Below are 18,063 nucleotides of genomic sequence, written 5' to 3' on the forward strand. Positions count from 1 at the left end.
AATTATCTAAATATGAAATTTACAGAGTTGACAGTTAAAGAATTTGAGAACTTTGTACAAAATCCATCTTTAGAAAGTCATTATTTTCAAGTAAAAGAAAATATTGCTACTCGTGAAACAGATGGTTTTCAGGTTGTATTATTAGGTATAAAAGATGAAAGTAATAAGGTCATTGCAGCAAGTCTATTTTCTAAAATTCCAACAATGGGTAGTTACGTTTATTATTCAAACCGCGGCCCTGTTATGGATTATTCTGACTTAGGACTAGTTGACTTTTATTTGAGAGAGTTAGAAAAATACTTACAACAACATCAATGTTTATATGTCAAAATGGATCCATATTGGATTTATCAAATTTATGATAAAGATATTAAACCTCTAGATAATCATGAAAAAAATGATGCACTCGTTAATTTATTTAAATCACATGGCTATGAGCATCATGGATTTACAACAACATATGATAATTTCAGTCAAGTAAGATGGATGGGTGTATTAAATTTAGAGGGGAAAACACCTGCATCATTGAAAAAAGAATTTGATAGTCAACGTAAAAGAAATATTAATAAAGCGATAAACTACGGAGTTAAAGTAAGATTTTTAAGTAGGGACGAATTTGATCTCTTCTTAGAACTTTATCGTGAAACTGAAGAAAGAACTGGTTTTGCTTCTAAAACGGATCAATACTTTTATAATTTTATAGACCATTATGGAGATAAAGTATTAGTTCCTTTAGCATATATTGATTTAGATGAATATATTGAATCATTACAGCATTCACTAAATGATAAAGAAAGCCGCCGCGATCAAATGATGGCTAACGAAAATAAAAGTGATAAGCAACTTAAGAAAATTAGTGAGTTAGACAAACAAATTGAGCATGACAAAAAAGAAATGCTTCAAGCGAGTGAAATTCGTCAAACTGATGGTTCAATATTGAATCTTGCTTCAGGTGTATACTTTGCTAATGCTTATGAAGTTAACTATTTCTCAGGTGGTTCATCAGAAAAATTCAATCAATACATGGGTCCATACATGATGCATTGGTTCATGATTAATTATTGCTTCGATAATGGCTATGATCGTTACAATTTTTATGGCTTATCTGGTGATTTTACTGAAAATAGTGAGGACTACGGTGTTTATCGCTTTAAACGAGGCTTTAATGTTCAAATTGAAGAGTTAATAGGAGATTTTTATAAGCCAATTAACAAAGTGAAATATTGGTTATTCACTACATTAGATCGTATTCGTAGAAAAGTGAAAAAGTAAGTTAAATAGAATAATTTATTGTATTTAAGAGGTTGGGGCCAGTGTCTCAATCTCTTTTAATATTTATCTACTTTATTCAAAAGTTAAAATCTACAAATAAATATTATAAAAATTCTAATTTTTATAATCATATTGTACCCTACTAAAATAATCATAGCATAATAGAATCGCTTAACAACAATAGTTATAGCGAAATTTTTAATAAATTAATTATAAGTAGAATATCACTAATATTAGCGGAAATATAACAAATTACGTACAGGAATGTTTAAAACTATTATTTAATTTACAAATATGTATAAATAGATTTGTGTTAATAATCGTGTACCGAAGTTTAGAGTTATATGATTTTATATGTTAAATTTCATTAATAATATATGTGTAAAAAGAATTCATATAGATGATTAATTGATAATATCAATAGATATGTCAGTTATGCGATATGACATAAGCTGAAGTTTGTAGCATTTATTGGTATATCACATAATAGTCTTAGTTTCTGTGAGATTATAACAGTTAGCATTTAATAGAAATTATTTGATAGTCTGTATCAAAGTAATAATTTATCTTATATTGAGATTAACAAGATAATGGATATTATTAACTACAGACTTATAAAAATCAATACAGGATAAATTAAGGTTTAATAGTTATAAGTCATACAAAAACAAAACTACTTAAAAATATAACGAATTGTAAAATATAAAATACGGTAATGAAATTTAGAATTTAAGAATAATCCAAGGAGACTAAGTTATTTTTTGATTTTAGTTTACATAATATATATTATAGGAAGTTATAGATATTCGATACAGGGGACCCTATTTTCTGTTTATTACAAATGAATTTCGTTTATTAACGCTAACTTACACCATGCTATAATAAGTTCATCATTTTAGTTTAGGAGTTTTGTTTTATGAATTTTGTTTTTGATATTGATGGTACGATTTCATTTGATGGTCTACATGTAGATCAACGTATTATCGATCGTATATTTAAACTACATGCTAACGGTCATCAAGTTATATTTGCATCAGCACGTCCAATTAGAGATTTATTACCAGTAATTCCAGAATTTGAAGATTTTACACTTATTGGTGGCAATGGCTCAATTATTTCTCAAAATGGTCGTATTGAAGTTATTAAATCAATCCCACTCGATGATTTGCAATTAATTAAAGATATTGTAAATGCATACCAACTAAAATACATATTTGATGATAAATACAACTATTCAACGAACTTAGATACTACAAATGAATTATTTCAACGAATTGACCCTAATAATACTGCAAAGGCTTTAGATATGAATGACATTTCTCAACCAATTAAAGCCATTATATTAGAAATTCGTAAAGATGATTTTGAAGAAATTGCTACGATTTTAGCTGAAAAATCTAAATCAGTTGAACTTATACATCATCTTAATGAACGATATATTGATATTACAGCTCAAGGTATTGATAAACATACTACTATCCAAAAACTCATTGGTAATGCCACTGAATATATAGCTTTTGGTAACGATCATAACGATATTCAAATGCTAGAACATGCTACACAAGGCTACTTTGTCACAAATGAACATATGGACCATACAACATTCATCAATAATACTAATATTACATTAATTGAAAATACTAATGAAGCCGTATGTGAAGTAATAGATAAATGGTTGTAAAATAAGTAAAATCCCTATTGATAATGATTCTCATTTTCAATTATAATATTGATAAGGAGGATTATTATGAAAAATACATGTAAATTATTATTTATTTTAATGATAGGATTAATTTTAGTAGCTTGTAGTCAAGGTTCTCATAAATCAAAGGAACAAAATAAAGACACAGTTACTATAAAGAATACATATGAATTTAAAGATAAAAACAATACCCACTCTAAAGGAGATAAGAAAACTGAGACAGTCAAGGTACCTAAAAATGCTAAAAATGTCGCAGTTATGGACTACGGTGCTTTAGATATTATGCAACAAATGGGTCTTCAAAGTCATATTAAAGCAATTGCTAAAGGTCAAGGTAATAGCTTTTTACCCCACTCTTTATCTGAATTTAAAGATAAAAAATACATTAATTTAGGAAATCCTGGGCGGCCTAATTATGATAACTTAGCTAAAGCAAAACCAGACTTAATACTTGCTTCTTTCAGACAAGCACATACGAAAACTGTTGATGAAATGAAGAAGGCTGCACCTAATGCTAAAATTTTATTTGTAAGCCCAGATAACGATAACTACATTTCTTCAATTGAAAATACGACAAATCAACTTGGTAAAATATTTGATAAAAAGCAAAAAGCCAAATCTTTAAATAAACAATTGAAAGATAAAGTTAAAGAAACACAACGTGTAATTACTAAAGACAAAGTATTATTATTGTTGGTTGATGATAAAGGTATGAAAGCATTTGCTAATACTGGTCGTTTTGGTGGCTTTTTAAATAAAGATCTAGGTATTCAACATGCTGATGACAATATGAAAGCAAATTCAGCGGGAAATCAAGTGAGTTATGAATACTTAAATAAAATTAATCCTGATAAAATATTCGTAATTAACCGTACTAAAGATGGTAATGACAAAACTATACCTAAAGAATTAAATAATAAAGTCATTAAGAATGTTAAAGCAATTAAAAATGATGAAGTATATCAATTTGAATCAAATGCATGGTACTTTGGTGAAGGTGGACATCAACTTACAATTGATCAACTTGACCATATACAAGATGCCTTTAAAAATAAAAAGTAACATTCAATAAAACAATAAAAAAGTGAGTGAGGTTGGCAATGTAATGCCTTCCCCACTCACTTTTTAACTTATTTATTCAAATGCTTGAACAAGTTGTTTAGTATAAGGATGTCGGTCCTCATTAAATAACAATCCAGTTTCAAAATCATCAACAATTTCGCCATTTTGTAATACAATCATACGTTGACACATCCGCTGAATGACAGACAAATCGTGTGAAATCATAATTAAAGTTTGTATATGTTTTTGATAATTTTCTTTTAAAATATCTAACATGTGTTGTTCTGCGATAACATCTAAATTGGATGTAATTTCATCGCAAATTAATATTTGTGGTTTTGCGAGTAACGTACGCATCAAGTTAAAACGTTGTAGCTGACCACCACTTAATTCATTTGGATATTTTGTTAGTAAAGATAACGGTAAATTAAATGATTGTGTTGTATCGTTGATGATTTTATCAATATCATTATCATTATACTTTTTATAGTAGATCAAAGGTTCAGACAATGACTGTTGGATAGTCATATTAGGATTAAAACTTTCTGAAGCATGTTGAAATACAGGTAGTATGTCTTGAGTATCTGACTTAATAAATCCCTCTGATGGGCTGTGTTCATTCATTAATAATGAGGCAAGTGTACTCTTCCCTGACCCACTTTCCCCAACAATACCAACGATTTCATTATCTTGTATTGTTAAATTAATATGTTTCAACACAGGTAGATTTTTATGGTAATTGAAAGAAACATTGTCTAATTTAATCATGTTCATCCCTCTTTAAATGACTTCTAGAATGTAATAATTGTTGAGAATAAGGATTGATATGGTGACTTTGAAAATAGTTAAGGTCGCCATAATCTATGATTTGTCCAAATTTCATAACATTAATATAATCTGCATATTTTAAAACATGACTCATGTTATGAGTAACAATTAAAAGGGTTTGATGATGATCTTTAACAATATGTTGTAATAAATCCATAATTTGTTGTCCATTTACAACGTCCAAAGATGCAACCGGTTCATCAGCAATAATGAGTTTCGGGTCAAGCATAAGTACGCTAGCGATATATACACGTTCTAACTGCCCTCCTGATAATTGAAAGCTATAACGTTGTAATATAAATTCACCTTCTAAGTTCACCCATCCTAATGCTTTATTTACTTTAGAAATAGCCTCTTGTTTTGTTACATCGTAATGGGTGCGATAAATAGCAACAAGTTGTTTGCCTAGTTTAGAGTGGTCATTGAAACTTTGTGTATAATTTTGAGAAATATACCCGATATCTTTACCTAATTGGTATTGAATAGTGCCATGAGAGTGATCATTAAAATGAAAATGATCACAATTAACTCGAAAATGCGACGGTAGTTGATTTAATATAAAACGCATCAATAGCGTTTTTCCTGCCCCACTTTCACCAATGATGGCATTTACTTGTTTATCATATATAGTAAAATCGACATTTGTTATTAGTTGGTTTCTATGTTCGTCTTCAATTGAGAGATTTTTAATGTCTATAGTATTCAATTATCGATTTCCCCTTTCTAATAAACGATCACGTAAAGCATCACCGGTTAAATTAAATATTAAGATTGTAATAGCAATAGTCGTTGCAGGTGCAATCATCATAATAGGATGAGAAGTTATAAAATCACGTCCTGCTTGCAACATCGCGCCCCATTCTGGTGAAGGTGGTTGAGCACCAAGACCTAAAAATGATAACGAACTAATATATAAAATAATTTTCCCAAAGTCTACAATGACTAATACTAATATTGATGGTAATACTTTAGGCAATAAATGTTTAAAAAGAATCTTCGATGTAGGTACTTTGAAAAGTTGTGCCATACGTATATAAGATTGATGCATCTCGCTGTTAACTATTCCTCTTGTGACTCTTGTATAATTCATCCATTTTATAACTGTAATAGCTATAACTAAATTCCAAATACTTGGATGAAAGAAACTTGCTAAAGCAATCATAATAACAAATTCTGGAATACTTAATCCGATATCGATTGCACGCATAATAATATTGTCTGTCCAACCTTTTTTATAACCTGCTAATAAACCAAGTGGAACGCCAATAATGACTGTAATGATAAGTGTTAATACTGTTACCAACAAAGTTGAACGTGCACCAACAACTAAACGTGTAAATAAATCTCTTCCGTAATCATCAGTTCCTAAAAAGTGTTTTCCACTCATTGGCTCAAATGTTTGAGATAAATTAACTTTTATAGCAGTTTCATCATTTACAAAAAATTGCATCAGAATAATGATTAAAATATAAATGAAAAATACATAAAATATCCAGTTTTTCTTGTTGAATTTAATTTTCATGAGGTGTCGCCTCCTTTTGTTCATATCCTTGAGACGATTTCTTTGTATTACGGTGTGAAGCCAAACGTTGTTTTGGGTCTAACATTACACTTAATAAATCAGCTAAGGTATTAATAATAATGACTAAAGTGCCGATAAATAAAACAACGCCTTGGATAACGGGATAATCTCTAGAACGAATACTATCGACTAAAAAAGCACCTAAACCAGGTATTTCAAATAGATTTTCAATAACCACCGTACCTCCGACTAAACTACCTACTGATAACCCAATCAATGGAATGGTTGGTAAAAGTGCAGGTTTTAATAAATCATGAAATAGAATATAGTGTTCAGACATACCTCGTAATCGAGAAACTTGTACGATCGGACTTTGATATAAATCTAACAAATTAGATCTAATTAATCTAATGAGGTATGCGCACATACCAATACTCATTGTTAAAATTGGAAGTATATATGAAACAAATTGACCATCACTAGCTGGTGGTAAGATGTTTAATTTCAAATCAAATATATATAATAAAAGTATACCTATAAAAAATGCAGGTAAACTGACCAATAATGAAGTACCTATTCTTATTATTTTATCAATTGGGCGATGATAATGGATTGCTGCTAAGATACCTAATGGTAATGAAATAATAATAGAAACAACAAGTGTACCTAAAGTTATAATTAAAGTTGGGGGTGCATAGTTAGTGATTTCTTGAGTAACTGGCTCATTTGTTTGATAACTAACACCTAAATCCAAATGTAAAATTTGATTGATCCAATGCCACCATTGAATAAATATGGAATCATTTAGTCCAAGTTTGTCCTCTGTTGCTTTAATTTGTGTATTTGAAACTTGTGCAGTATCTAAATGTAAAATCTTATCAACTGGATTACCCGGTGATAATTTCATCAATAAAAAAGTAATCGTTGATAAAACTAACAGCACAACAATCATTTGTATGCACTTTGCAGTGATTATTTTAAAAATATTCATTGATATCTCTCCATAAAAATGATGATATTAAATTAATAACGCCAAAGTTTATAGACGCTAATATTTATATTGTAAAAATGTTTAGTTACATCAAAATTAAAAACCCAACTCTGTTAGTTATATTCAGAATCGGGTTATGAAAATTATATTTAACGACGACGATATTTATCGAAATCATCATTATAGTCATGTTCAAATTGTTCATATCTACGCATATCTTTTTCGAGTCGTTTTTTCTTTCTTTCACGTCTCCAATTACGAGTGAAATACCATAATAAGAAACTAATAATTAAACTGATTATTGCCATAAAAGCAGCAAATCCTAATAACGGTTGATATGTAATATCTTGAAAGTTAGGGATTAAGAATGCCAACACACCTAAAACCACAAATGAAATTACTGCCGCAATAAACCATCTATGTAATACTAAAGTGCAAAACACTGTTAGTATGATGACCGCTAATATAGTAATCCATAGGAAATTGGGCATATCAAAAATTGTCATATACGAATTCTCCTTATTTAAAATAACACTATTTTATTATACTATTTTCTAAGTTATAACTAAACCTACTATAGTAGTATATATTATTAATGACGCTTTTATTATAAGTTTGTTTTTATTATCTCAATCAACTGCGTATGTAAAATAACTGATGTATAATATAGCATATATTAATAAACAGGGAGTGAAACATATTGTCTCAAGGCTTACCTAATAGAAAAGATGTATCAAGTTTAGAAACCTGGGATTTAAAAGACTTATTCCAAAATGATGATGCCTTTTACGAAACGTTAGAAGAAATAATGGCTTCAACTATAGATTTTAATAAACGATTTGCGGGTCAACTAACAAACTATCAAATTGCTGAAAAAGCATTAGATGAGTATGAGTCTCTTTTAATACAATTAGATCGTCTTGGAAACTATTCAGAATTACGTCTAAGTGTAGATACTAGTGATGAAACAGCACAACAATTAAATGCGAAATTAAATACTTCATATGGTAAAATCGCAAGTCAGCTATCATTTTTAGAATCAGAAATATTAGATTTAGATGATGATGAATTACAACAATTACTAGCTGAAACACAATATCCACACTATATTCAGCAACTCATTCAACGTAAACCATATCAACTAGATTCTAAAGTAGAGCAAACTTTAGCTAGTTTATCCCCTACTATTAATCAACCTTATGATTTATATGGTACGACAAAAATGCTAGATATCGCATTTGAATCGTTCGAGCATGAAAATGTAGATTATCCAATGGATTACGCAACATTTGAAAATGAATATGAAGATCATGCTGATGCAGAATTCAGAAAGAAAAGTTTCAAATCATTTAGTGATGCTATTAAACGATATCAACATACAACTGCAGCAACTTATAATATGCAAGTTCAACAAGAAAAAATTGAAGCAGATTTAAGAGGCTATGATTCAGTTATTGATTATCTTTTACAAGAACAAGAAGTGACACGAGACATGTTTGATAGACAAATTGATGTAATTATGAGTGATTTAGCACCAGTAATGCAAAAATATGCCAAATTATTACAACGTGTTCATGGTTTAGATAAAATGCGATTTGAAGATTTGAAAATTTCAATAGATCCTACATATGAACCAGATATTTCAATAGAAGAATCTAAAAAATATATTTATGGTGCATTAAATGTGTTGGGTGATGATTATACTTCAATGCTTGAATCTGCTTATCAGAATCGATGGATAGATTTTGCTCAAAATAAAGGAAAAGATACTGGCGCATTTTGTGCTAGTCCATATTTTACACATTCATATGTCTTTATTTCTTGGACGGGTAAAATGGCTGAAACATTTGTATTAGCACATGAATTAGGTCACGCTGGACATTTTACATTAGCACAAACACATCAAAATTTCTTGGAATCTGAAGCATCTATGTATTTTGTAGAGGCCCCGTCTACTATGAATGAAATGTTGATGGCCAATTATTTATTTAACCATAGTGATGACCCTCGTTTTAAACGTTGGGTGATTGGCTCAATTTTATCACGTACTTATTATCATAATATGGTGACACACTTACTTGAAGCGGCATATCAACGGGAAGTTTATAAAAAAGTAGATAATGGAGAATCTTTAACTGCGCCAGTACTTAATGATATTATGTTAAACGTTTACCAAACATTTTTCGGTGACGCAGTTGAAATGACTGATGGTGCCGAGTTAACTTGGATGAGACAACCACACTATTATATGGGATTATATTCATATACTTATTCTGCAGGTTTAACAATCGGTACGGTTGTTTCTCAAAAAATTAAAAATGAAGGTCAACCAGCAGTCGATGCTTGGTTAAATACGTTAAAATCAGGTGGCAGTTTATCTCCTGTTGAATTAGCTAATCAAGCAGGTGTAGATATTACAACTGAAGCGCCATTAAAAGATACTATTCGATATATTTCTGAATTAGTAGATGAAGCAATTGCATTAACTGATAAGATTGAAGGTCAATCAAAATAATTATAATAATAGCCCCTCAAATGAAATAATCATCATTCATTTGAGGGGCTATTACATGTTTATTTGTTAATTTGGATTATATAGGTAGATTAATGTGATGTTTCATAACGGTTACCAGTTAAGAAGTAATATACACTTTCAGCAATATTACTAATATGGTCCCCTACACGTTCTAAGTTTCTAGCGGCTAAATGAGCTTGTCCAGCAACGAAAGGATCATTATCAATTAAGTAAGTAGTATTAACGATATTGATATATAAGTCATCAATATCTTGATCGCGTTCGATAATTTCTTTAATCAAAGTAATATCTTCATTTTTAACGGCTGTATTTAAATCTTCAAGCATTAACATAGCAAGTTTACCCATTGTTTTTAATCTAGTTAATACATAATGGTCAGTAATTTTGACTCGAAGTCTAATATGAGCGATATTAGCTGCATTGTCTCCCATTCGCTCTAAATCTGTAGAAATTTTTAATGCTGACATCATCATTCTCAAATCTGTAGCTATTGGTTGCTGTTTTGTAATCAACATAATCACTTTTTCATTAATTTCATGATCTAGATGATTGATTTCTTTATCTTTTTGAATAGTTTCTCTGGCAAATGTTCTCTTCTCTTCACTTAACGACACTAAGGCATTCTCAATATTAAAATAAACACGAAGACCTAGTCGGCGTAAATCTTTGATTAAGCCTTCTAGTTGATCTTCGTATTTTTGTCTAATAACTGCCATCTATTATCCGAATCGTCCTGAAATATAATCTTCAGTTTGCTTATCAGCAGGATTTGAGAAAATTTTGTCAGTGTCGTCATATTCATTAATATAACCATTTAAGAAGAAAGCAGTTTTATCAGAAACACGCGCCGCTTGTTGCATGTTATGTGTAACCATAATAATTGAATAATTTTCTTTTAATTCTTGAACTAATTCTTCTATTTTTAAAGTAGAGATTGGGTCTAATGCTGATGTAGGTTCGTCCATTAAAATAACATCAGGTTCAATCGCTAAACATCTAGCTATACAAACACGTTGTTGTTGTCCACCAGATAAACCATACGCATTCATGTGTAATCTGTCTTTTAATTCATCCCAAATAGCAGCACCACGTAGTGATTTTTCAACAATTTCATCTAATACTTTTTTGTTTTTGATACCATGTGTTTTTGGACCGTAAGTAATATTGTCGTAAATTGATTTTGGAAATGGATTTGGTTGTTGGAATACCATACCTACATTAGTTCTTAATTTCTCTTTTGAATATTTAGCATCAAATATGTTTTGATCGCGGTATAAAATTTTACCAGCTGTTTTTACAGAAGGTACAAGTTCTACCATACGGTTTAATGCTTTAATATAAGTTGATTTACCACAACCTGATGGTCCAATAATAGCAGTGACGTTATTTTCAAGAATATCTAAATTGATATTTTGAAGTGCATGGTTATCGCCATACCATAAATCTAAATTTTGAGTAGAATATACTACTTTTCTTTCGCTATCTGAAATTGAATCTTTTTTATCATCTGTAGTTACAATTGTAGAAACGCTTTGCCCTGAATTGCTTTTAAGTTCATTTAATTTCTTGTTTTCTTCGACTTGTTTGTTAGCCATAGTATAAAACTCCTTCTAAATAATTAAGTTGAAATAAGTCTACTTAATAATCAATATCGCTTTCCCAATATTAAGATTTCGTTTGTTTTTAAAATTTCTTACTAAATTTGTTACGGAAGTATATTGCTAAACCGTTCATTAATAATAAGATAACTAATAATACGATAATGCCTGCTGACGCAACATTTTGGAATTCTTCTTGAGGCATTTTAGCCCAGTTATAAATTTGTATTGGCAATGCTTGGAATTGATCCATGATGCCGCTTGGTAAACGTAATAGAATTGTTGGAATACCAATCAAAATTAAAGGCGCTGTTTCGCCTAATGCACGAGATAAAGCTAAGATAAATCCAGTTAAAATACCTGGTAATGCAGCCGGTAAAACGACTTTGTAAATCGTTTGCCATTTATTTGCACCTAAACCATATGACGCTTCTCGTACTGAATTGGGTACCGCGCGAATAGCTTCTTGTGATGCTACGATAATGACAGGTAAGATTAATAAAGACATTGTTAATGCACCAGCTAAAATTGATTTGCCAAGAGATAATGACTCGATTCCCATACCACGTACGAATAATGTAAGTCCTAATAAACCGAATACTACTGAAGGTACCCCGGCTAAGTTAGAAATACAAACTTTCACAAAGTCTGTAAATGGATTTTTACGAGCATATTCTTCAAGATAAATTGCTGTACCGACACCTAAAATAATTGAAATTGGAATGATAGTAATCATTAACCATAATGTTCCCACTAAAGCACCTTTAACACCGGCCATAGATGGTGTAGATGAAGAAAAGTTAGTGAAGAATGAAGGTGTTAAATGACCAGCACCTTTGATTAATGTATCTATTAATAATGCTGCTAATACGATTAATCCTATTAATGTACAAGCTAAGAATATACCTTTAAATACTTTATTCTTCGTCATACGACTAGAAATATTTTTTTCGACTTTATTTTGATCGACTAATGTTTTGTTATGATTTGCTACGTTAGTAGTTGTTGTAGACATTTTAATACTCCTCTCTGAAACGTTTAGAAATCCATTGTGATAGTAAGTTCATAGCTAATGTGAAAATAAATAGCGTGAATCCTACCGCATAGATACTGTAGTAAACGTCTGATCCGAAAGTAGCATCTCCTGTAGCAACTTGAACAATATAACCAGTCATTGTTTGGATTGACCCAGTTAGGTTTAATGAAGCTGTAGGTGTACTACCAGCTGCTAGAGATACGATCATTGTTTCTCCAATTGCTCTTGAAATAGCTAAGACAATTGATGCTAAAATACCTGAAGCTGCTGCAGGTAAAACAACTTTTATTGCAACTTCTAATTTTGTAGCACCTAACCCTAATGCACCTTCACGAATTTTGTTTGGAACTGATGCCATTGCATCTTCACTCATACTTGTAATAAGTGGGATGATCATTACCCCTACTACTAATCCAGGACTAATTGAGTTAAAACTACCTAAGTCAGGAAATATAGATCTTAAAATCGGTGTAACAAATGTTAATGCGAAGAAACCGAACACGATAGTTGGTATACCTGCTAACACCTCAAGTACTGGTTTAATAATGCGTCTAGCTCTATCTGAAGCATATTCACTTAAATAAATAGCTGCGCCTAATCCAATTGGAACTGCGAATAAAGCTGCAATAATTGTGATTTTAAGTGTTCCAATGATTAATGCCCAAATACCATATGAAGGTTTAGCTGAGAACGGGTTCCAATCTGTAGAAAATAAAAATTCTGTGATTGATACACGTGTAAAGAAAGTGATTGTTTCAGTTAGTAATGTAAATAAAATCCCTAAAGTTACTAAAATTGAAATTGCTGAAATGATAGCTAAAATGATTGGCACTATTTTATCGCTCATGCCACCCTTTTTGGCATTGTTTTTAGCAATCATTTCTCTAATGTTTGTATTTGAAACCATATGAAAACCTCTCTTCTTAAATCTCCCAATTATAAAAAAAGAGTGGGAATATTTCAGGTTGATAAGAGTAAAGACTCATGATATTTATGTGCTAACCTGAAAAGAAAATCATACAAAGTGGCTGAATTACCCCACTTTGTATTGATTTTCGTTGTATTCCCAAACTCTATTGTTAATTATTTATCTTCTTTTTTATCAGAGTCTTTGCTGTTTTTCTTAATGTAATCTTTTAATTCTTTAAGTTCATCTTTGTAATCTTTCTTAGGAAGTGCTACATAACCAGCATCTTCTGCAGATTTACCTTCATCTTTAAGTGTGAATTTCATGAATTCCTGGAAAGCTTTGTTATCTTTTAATGATTTCTCTTTAGCGTAGATGAATAATGGTCTACTTAAAGCATAAGAGTTATCTTGGATTGTTTTCTTAGTTGGTTTAGTATCTTTGCCCTTATCATCTTTGACTTTAACTTCTTTTAATTTGTCTTTATTTTGTTGATAGAAGTTATAACCAAAGTAACCAATACCTTGTTCGTTCTTTTGAACTGATTGTACGATGACGTTAGTATCAGCATTTTTCTCAGCTTTGATATCGCCTTTATCCATTACTTCTTCAGTAAAGAAGTCGAATGTACCATGTGATTGGTCAGGAGAGAACGCTTTGATTTTTTTATCAGGCCATTTAGAGTTAACGTCTTTCCAAGTTTTAGCTTTTCCAGAATAGATCTCTTTAAGTTGGTCTTTAGATAATGATTTTACGAAGTCATTATCTTTGTTTACTGTTACTGTTACACCATCTTGAGCAATTTTATATTCTTTGTATTTAATACCTTTGTCTTCTAATTTTTTCTTTTCTTCATCTTTAATAGGTCTTGAAGCATTTGAGAAATCTGTTTCTCCAGAAATGAATTTCTCGAATCCGCCACCTGTTCCTGAAGTACCTGATGATACTGTAGCGTCTGGATAATCTTTAGCGAATTTTTCGTTTAATTTTTCAATGATAGGACCGACTGTTGAAGATCCGTCACCTTTTACTTCACCACTTACATCTTTACCTTCGCCTGAACCGCCGTTACCGCCGCCACATGCGCCTAAAAGTACTGAAGCTCCTAATACAGTCGTACCGACTAATTGCCACTTTTTCATTGAAACATCCTCCTAATATAAATAACCCAAATGTTATATGTATTTCTTACAGTTCTAATATTAACGAATCATTGTTAATTAAAAACTATGTTAATGTAAATGTTTTGTTAAGTTTAGATTTAGTTATGTTAAGTTATTAGAAATTCTTATATATATCAGTTTTTAGACTTTAATCGTATTGAGATTATTTCAAGATTTTGGGGGAATTCAGTAGAAGAGAAAATATTAAAGTAAGTATCGTTAACATAAAAATAGCGTCGATTGAAATATAAGTTTCAATCAACGCAATACATAGTTGTTATTAAATTATTTTTACCTTTTTAATAGAAGAAATAAGATTTTGTATTAATTATCTTGGTTGTTTTCAGTGCGAGACCAACCTTTTTTAGTTAAACTAATTTTACCTGTTTCAATATTGATGATTTTTTGTTTATATAAATGTCCGATAGCACGTTTAAATGAACCTTTACTCATGTTAAACACTTCTTTAATGGCTTCTGGACTTGATTTATCCCAAAATGGTAATTCACCGTCGTATTCAACTAATAAATCAAAAATGACTTGTCCATCATCGTCTAGTCGTTCATGTGCTAATGGCAAGAATGAACCATTTAGCTCACCTTGTTCATTATGGCCAATGATACGTACTTTAACTAACTCACCTAGTCTAGGTTCAGCTTTACGTTCTGATTCATGTACGAAGACTTTGTAGCCTTCCGTACTTAATAAGAAACTACCTACACGTAAGACACGATAAGGTCTAGCTTCTAACATTTCATTTTGCTTACTATCATCATGAACTGGCGTGTACATATTATCTACAATACCTTCACTTGCTAAACGAGCAAACATTTGATTTTCTCTATCGATTCTTAGAGTAACAAGTAGTTTGTCACCAGCTTCTGGCCATAGTGTTTTAACTTTTGGTAAATCTTCCCATGGTATCAATACTTCTCTTGGTAAACCTACATCAACACGTGCACCATCACGGTCTACTTTTAATACTTTTGCAAAATCGTATTTATCTTTAGTGATATCAGGCATATTTTGTGTTGCAAATAATTCTCCTGATCTATTTGGATAGATAAAGAAACTATATTCTTCACCTACTTGTAATTCATCTTCTTCATTTACTTCTGATTGATTCAGTTTAACTTGTTCTCCGTTTGGTCCTTTTAACATATAAGTCGAACCTTGTAAGCCGGTAACTTCAAGAAATTCAATTGAACCTACGATATCTTTTTCTAGTGCCATTATATTCTCCTTCGAGTCATTTATTCTTTTATAGTATAACATGAGCGGAGTAATCTATCATTACAAGTTGTAGGTGGTCGAAAGTATCTTAATAATATGATATAATTCTTCCGTTAGAATAACGATATAAAAAGGAGCAAATGCATGTTACAAGTAACTGATGTAAGTTTACGTTTTGGCGATCGTAAACTATTTGAAGATGTAAATATTAAATTTACTGATGGTAATTGCTATGGATTAATTGGAGCGAATGGTGCAGGTAAATCTACTTTCTTAAAAATATTATCTGGTGAGTTAGATTCACAAACTGGTCATGTATCACTAGGTAAAGATGAAAGATTAGCAATTTTAAAACAGGACCACTTTGCATATGAAGACGAACGTGTACTTGATGTAGTTATTAAAGGTCACGAACGTTTATATGAAGTAATGAAAGAAAAAGATGAAATTTATATGAAACCAGATTTCAGTGATGAAGATGGAATTCGTGCTGCTGAACTTGAAGGCGAATTTGCTGAGATGAATGGTTGGAACGCAGAAGCAGATGCTGCAAACTTACTATCTGGTTTAGGTATTGACGCATCTTTACAAGACAAAAAGATGTCTGAACTTGAAAATAATCAAAAAGTAAAAGTATTATTAGCGCAAAGTTTATTTGGCGATCCAGATGTACTATTACTAGATGAGCCTACCAATGGTTTAGATATTCCAGCTATTAGTTGGTTAGAAGATTTCTTAATTAATTTTGAAAATACAGTCATCGTAGTATCACATGACCGTCACTTCTTAAATAATGTATGTACACATATTGCAGATTTAGACTTTGGTAAAATTAAAGTTTATGTTGGTAACTATGATTTCTGGTATCAATCAAGTCAATTAGCTCAAAAAATGGCACAAGAACAAAATAAGAAAAAAGAAGAAAAAATTAAAGAACTTCAAGATTTCGTGGCACGTTTCTCTGCAAATGCTTCTAAATCCAAACAAGCAACAAGTCGTAAAAAACAATTAGAAAAAATTGAATTAGATGATATTCAACCATCATCTAGACGTTATCCATATGTGAAATTCACTCCAGAAAGAGAAATTGGTAATGACTTGTTAAGTGTTCAAAATCTTTCTAAAACAATTGACGGTGAAAAAGTATTAGATAATATTTCATTTACGATGAACCCTAACGATAAAGCTATTTTAATTGGAGATAGTGAAATTGCTAAAACTACCCTACTTAAAATTTTAGCTGGTGAAATGGAACCAGACGAAGGTTCATATAAATGGGGTGTTACAACTTCATTAAGTTACTTCCCTAAAGATAACTCTGAATACTTTGATGGTGTAAACATGAATCTTGTTGATTGGTTACGTCAATATGCACCAGAAGATGAACAGACTGAAACGTTCTTACGTGGTTTCTTAGGGCGTATGTTGTTTAGTGGTGAAGAAGTTAAGAAAAAAGCAAGCGTGTTATCAGGTGGAGAGAAAGTACGTTGTATGTTAAGTAAAATGATGCTTTCAAGTGCGAATGTATTATTATTAGATGAACCAACTAACCATTTAGACTTAGAAAGTATTACTGCAGTCAATGATGGATTAAAATCATTTAAAGGTTCACTTATTTTTACGTCATATGACTTTGAATTCATTAACACTATTGCTAACCGTGTGATTGATTTAAATCCACAGGGTTCTGTTTCAAAAGAAATTCCTTATGAAGAGTACTTACAAGAAATTGGAGTATTACAATAGAATAAATGATTATTTTTCCTTAAGTGAATGTTGATGTCACTTAAGGGTTTTTTATGGGATTTTAGTCCCCTATTTTATTAAGATCTTAAACAAACTTTTGCATAAAAGCCACTAATCTTTGCTAAAAGAAAGTGGCTTTAAAATTTTCTGTTTATTTGAAAAAATCGCAATTATCGGTTTACAGTCACATGTCAGATATGTATAATAAAAACATATCAATTGAATAAGATTTTGATGAGGCGCATTAAACATGAGTAAATATTAGATTACTGTCTGCTAACAGCTAATATTGAAAGGGGGCAATGCCGAAACGAATGATAATAGCAGATATCATTTGTTGGACTTTTTGGTTAAGAGCTAAGAGTTTGTCATTATTTGATAATAATGGAGTGCATCACTTGTACATAAATGTAGAACAAGTCGCATTCCAGACTTGTTCTTTTTTTATTGAATAGGTGGGCCTACCT

At 30.8% G+C, this 18,063-nt stretch carries 16 protein-coding genes and 1 riboswitch; of the genes, 5 read left to right on the forward strand and 11 right to left on the reverse strand.

Translation table 11 applies throughout. The features are described from left to right. Positions 1–12: 12 nt before the first annotated feature. The 3 genes from GVY01_RS04365 to GVY01_RS04375 all read left to right on the forward strand — a co-directional run bounded on the left by GVY01_RS04365 (position 13) and on the right by GVY01_RS04375 (position 4,036). Positions 13–1,272 carry an aminoacyltransferase gene (locus GVY01_RS04365; protein WP_017636406.1) on the forward strand — a complete coding sequence of 420 codons (1,260 nt, stop codon included), beginning with the start codon at positions 13–15 and terminating at the stop codon, positions 1,270–1,272. Positions 1,273–2,188: 916 nt separating this feature from the next. Continuing rightward, on the forward strand, positions 2,189–2,953 hold the full coding sequence (locus GVY01_RS04370) for an HAD-IIB family hydrolase (protein WP_017636987.1): 765 nt from the start codon (positions 2,189–2,191) through the stop codon (positions 2,951–2,953). A 66-nt stretch (positions 2,954–3,019) separates the two neighbouring features. Continuing rightward, complete coding sequence (locus GVY01_RS04375; protein WP_017636986.1) at positions 3,020–4,036, forward strand: siderophore ABC transporter substrate-binding protein; 1,017 nt, start codon at positions 3,020–3,022, stop codon at positions 4,034–4,036. A 72-nt stretch (positions 4,037–4,108) separates the two neighbouring features. On the opposite strand, the gene GVY01_RS04380 is transcribed toward GVY01_RS04375, so the two are convergent. From GVY01_RS04380 to GVY01_RS04400, 5 genes are all read right to left on the reverse strand, one after another. After that, the gene (locus GVY01_RS04380) at positions 4,109–4,804 is read right to left on the reverse strand and encodes an ABC transporter ATP-binding protein (RefSeq protein ID WP_017636985.1); all 696 of its coding nucleotides are present in this window, start codon (positions 4,802–4,804) and stop codon (positions 4,109–4,111) included. Then, positions 4,797–5,570: an ATP-binding cassette domain-containing protein gene (locus tag GVY01_RS04385; RefSeq protein ID WP_017636984.1), complete on the reverse strand. Its 774-nt coding sequence runs from the start codon at positions 5,568–5,570 to the stop codon at positions 4,797–4,799. The genes GVY01_RS04380 and GVY01_RS04385 overlap by 8 nt, the downstream gene beginning before the upstream one ends. Next, on the reverse strand, positions 5,571–6,386 hold the full coding sequence (gene nikC / locus GVY01_RS04390) for a nickel transporter permease (RefSeq protein ID WP_017636983.1): 816 nt from the start codon (positions 6,384–6,386) through the stop codon (positions 5,571–5,573). It abuts the gene before it with no gap. Continuing rightward, positions 6,376–7,377, reverse strand: a complete 1,002-nt coding sequence (nikB, locus tag GVY01_RS04395; RefSeq protein WP_017636982.1) for a nickel ABC transporter permease — start codon at positions 7,375–7,377, stop codon at positions 6,376–6,378. Before nikB ends, nikC begins: the two co-directional genes overlap by 11 nt. A 149-nt stretch (positions 7,378–7,526) precedes the next feature. Continuing rightward, positions 7,527–7,883, reverse strand: a complete 357-nt coding sequence (locus tag GVY01_RS04400; RefSeq protein ID WP_029055375.1) for a hypothetical protein — start codon at positions 7,881–7,883, stop codon at positions 7,527–7,529. A gap of 194 nt (positions 7,884–8,077) precedes the next feature. On the opposite strand from GVY01_RS04400, the gene pepF reads away from it, so the two are divergent. Further along, positions 8,078–9,892: an oligoendopeptidase F gene (pepF, locus tag GVY01_RS04405; protein WP_017636980.1), complete on the forward strand. Its 1,815-nt coding sequence runs from the start codon at positions 8,078–8,080 to the stop codon at positions 9,890–9,892. Between the two features lie 89 nt (positions 9,893–9,981). On the opposite strand, the gene phoU is transcribed toward pepF, so the two are convergent. The 6 genes from phoU to cvfB all read right to left on the reverse strand — a co-directional run bounded on the left by phoU (position 9,982) and on the right by cvfB (position 15,850). After that, positions 9,982–10,629, reverse strand: a complete 648-nt coding sequence (gene phoU, locus GVY01_RS04410) for a phosphate signaling complex protein PhoU (RefSeq protein ID WP_017636979.1) — start codon at positions 10,627–10,629, stop codon at positions 9,982–9,984. Positions 10,630–10,632: 3 nt separating this feature from the next. After that, positions 10,633–11,508, reverse strand: a complete 876-nt coding sequence (pstB, locus tag GVY01_RS04415) for a phosphate ABC transporter ATP-binding protein PstB (RefSeq protein ID WP_017636978.1) — start codon at positions 11,506–11,508, stop codon at positions 10,633–10,635. An 88-nt stretch (positions 11,509–11,596) separates the two neighbouring features. Next, positions 11,597–12,526, reverse strand: a complete 930-nt coding sequence (gene pstA, locus GVY01_RS04420) for a phosphate ABC transporter permease PstA (RefSeq protein ID WP_017636977.1) — start codon at positions 12,524–12,526, stop codon at positions 11,597–11,599. 1 nt (position 12,527) lies between these two features. Next, positions 12,528–13,454, reverse strand: a complete 927-nt coding sequence (gene pstC / locus GVY01_RS04425; protein WP_017636976.1) for a phosphate ABC transporter permease subunit PstC — start codon at positions 13,452–13,454, stop codon at positions 12,528–12,530. A gap of 176 nt (positions 13,455–13,630) precedes the next feature. Then, complete coding sequence (locus GVY01_RS04430) at positions 13,631–14,596, reverse strand: PstS family phosphate ABC transporter substrate-binding protein (protein ID WP_017636975.1); 966 nt, start codon at positions 14,594–14,596, stop codon at positions 13,631–13,633. A 345-nt stretch (positions 14,597–14,941) separates the two neighbouring features. Beyond that, positions 14,942–15,850 carry an RNA-binding virulence regulatory protein CvfB gene (gene cvfB / locus GVY01_RS04435; RefSeq protein ID WP_017636974.1) on the reverse strand — a complete coding sequence of 303 codons (909 nt, stop codon included), beginning with the start codon at positions 15,848–15,850 and terminating at the stop codon, positions 14,942–14,944. A gap of 144 nt (positions 15,851–15,994) precedes the next feature. Between cvfB and GVY01_RS04440 the strand changes: the two genes are divergently transcribed. Further along, positions 15,995–17,596: an ABC-F family ATP-binding cassette domain-containing protein gene (locus GVY01_RS04440; RefSeq protein WP_017636973.1), complete on the forward strand. Its 1,602-nt coding sequence runs from the start codon at positions 15,995–15,997 to the stop codon at positions 17,594–17,596. A 226-nt stretch (positions 17,597–17,822) separates the two neighbouring features. Further along, positions 17,823–17,999, forward strand: a riboswitch (Lysine riboswitch). The last annotated feature ends 64 nt before the right edge of the window (positions 18,000–18,063 follow it).

The organism is Staphylococcus sp. 8AQ, from assembly GCF_902506595.1.
In the GTDB taxonomy this organism is placed as follows: Bacteria; Bacillota; Bacilli; order Staphylococcales; family Staphylococcaceae; genus Staphylococcus; species Staphylococcus pasteuri.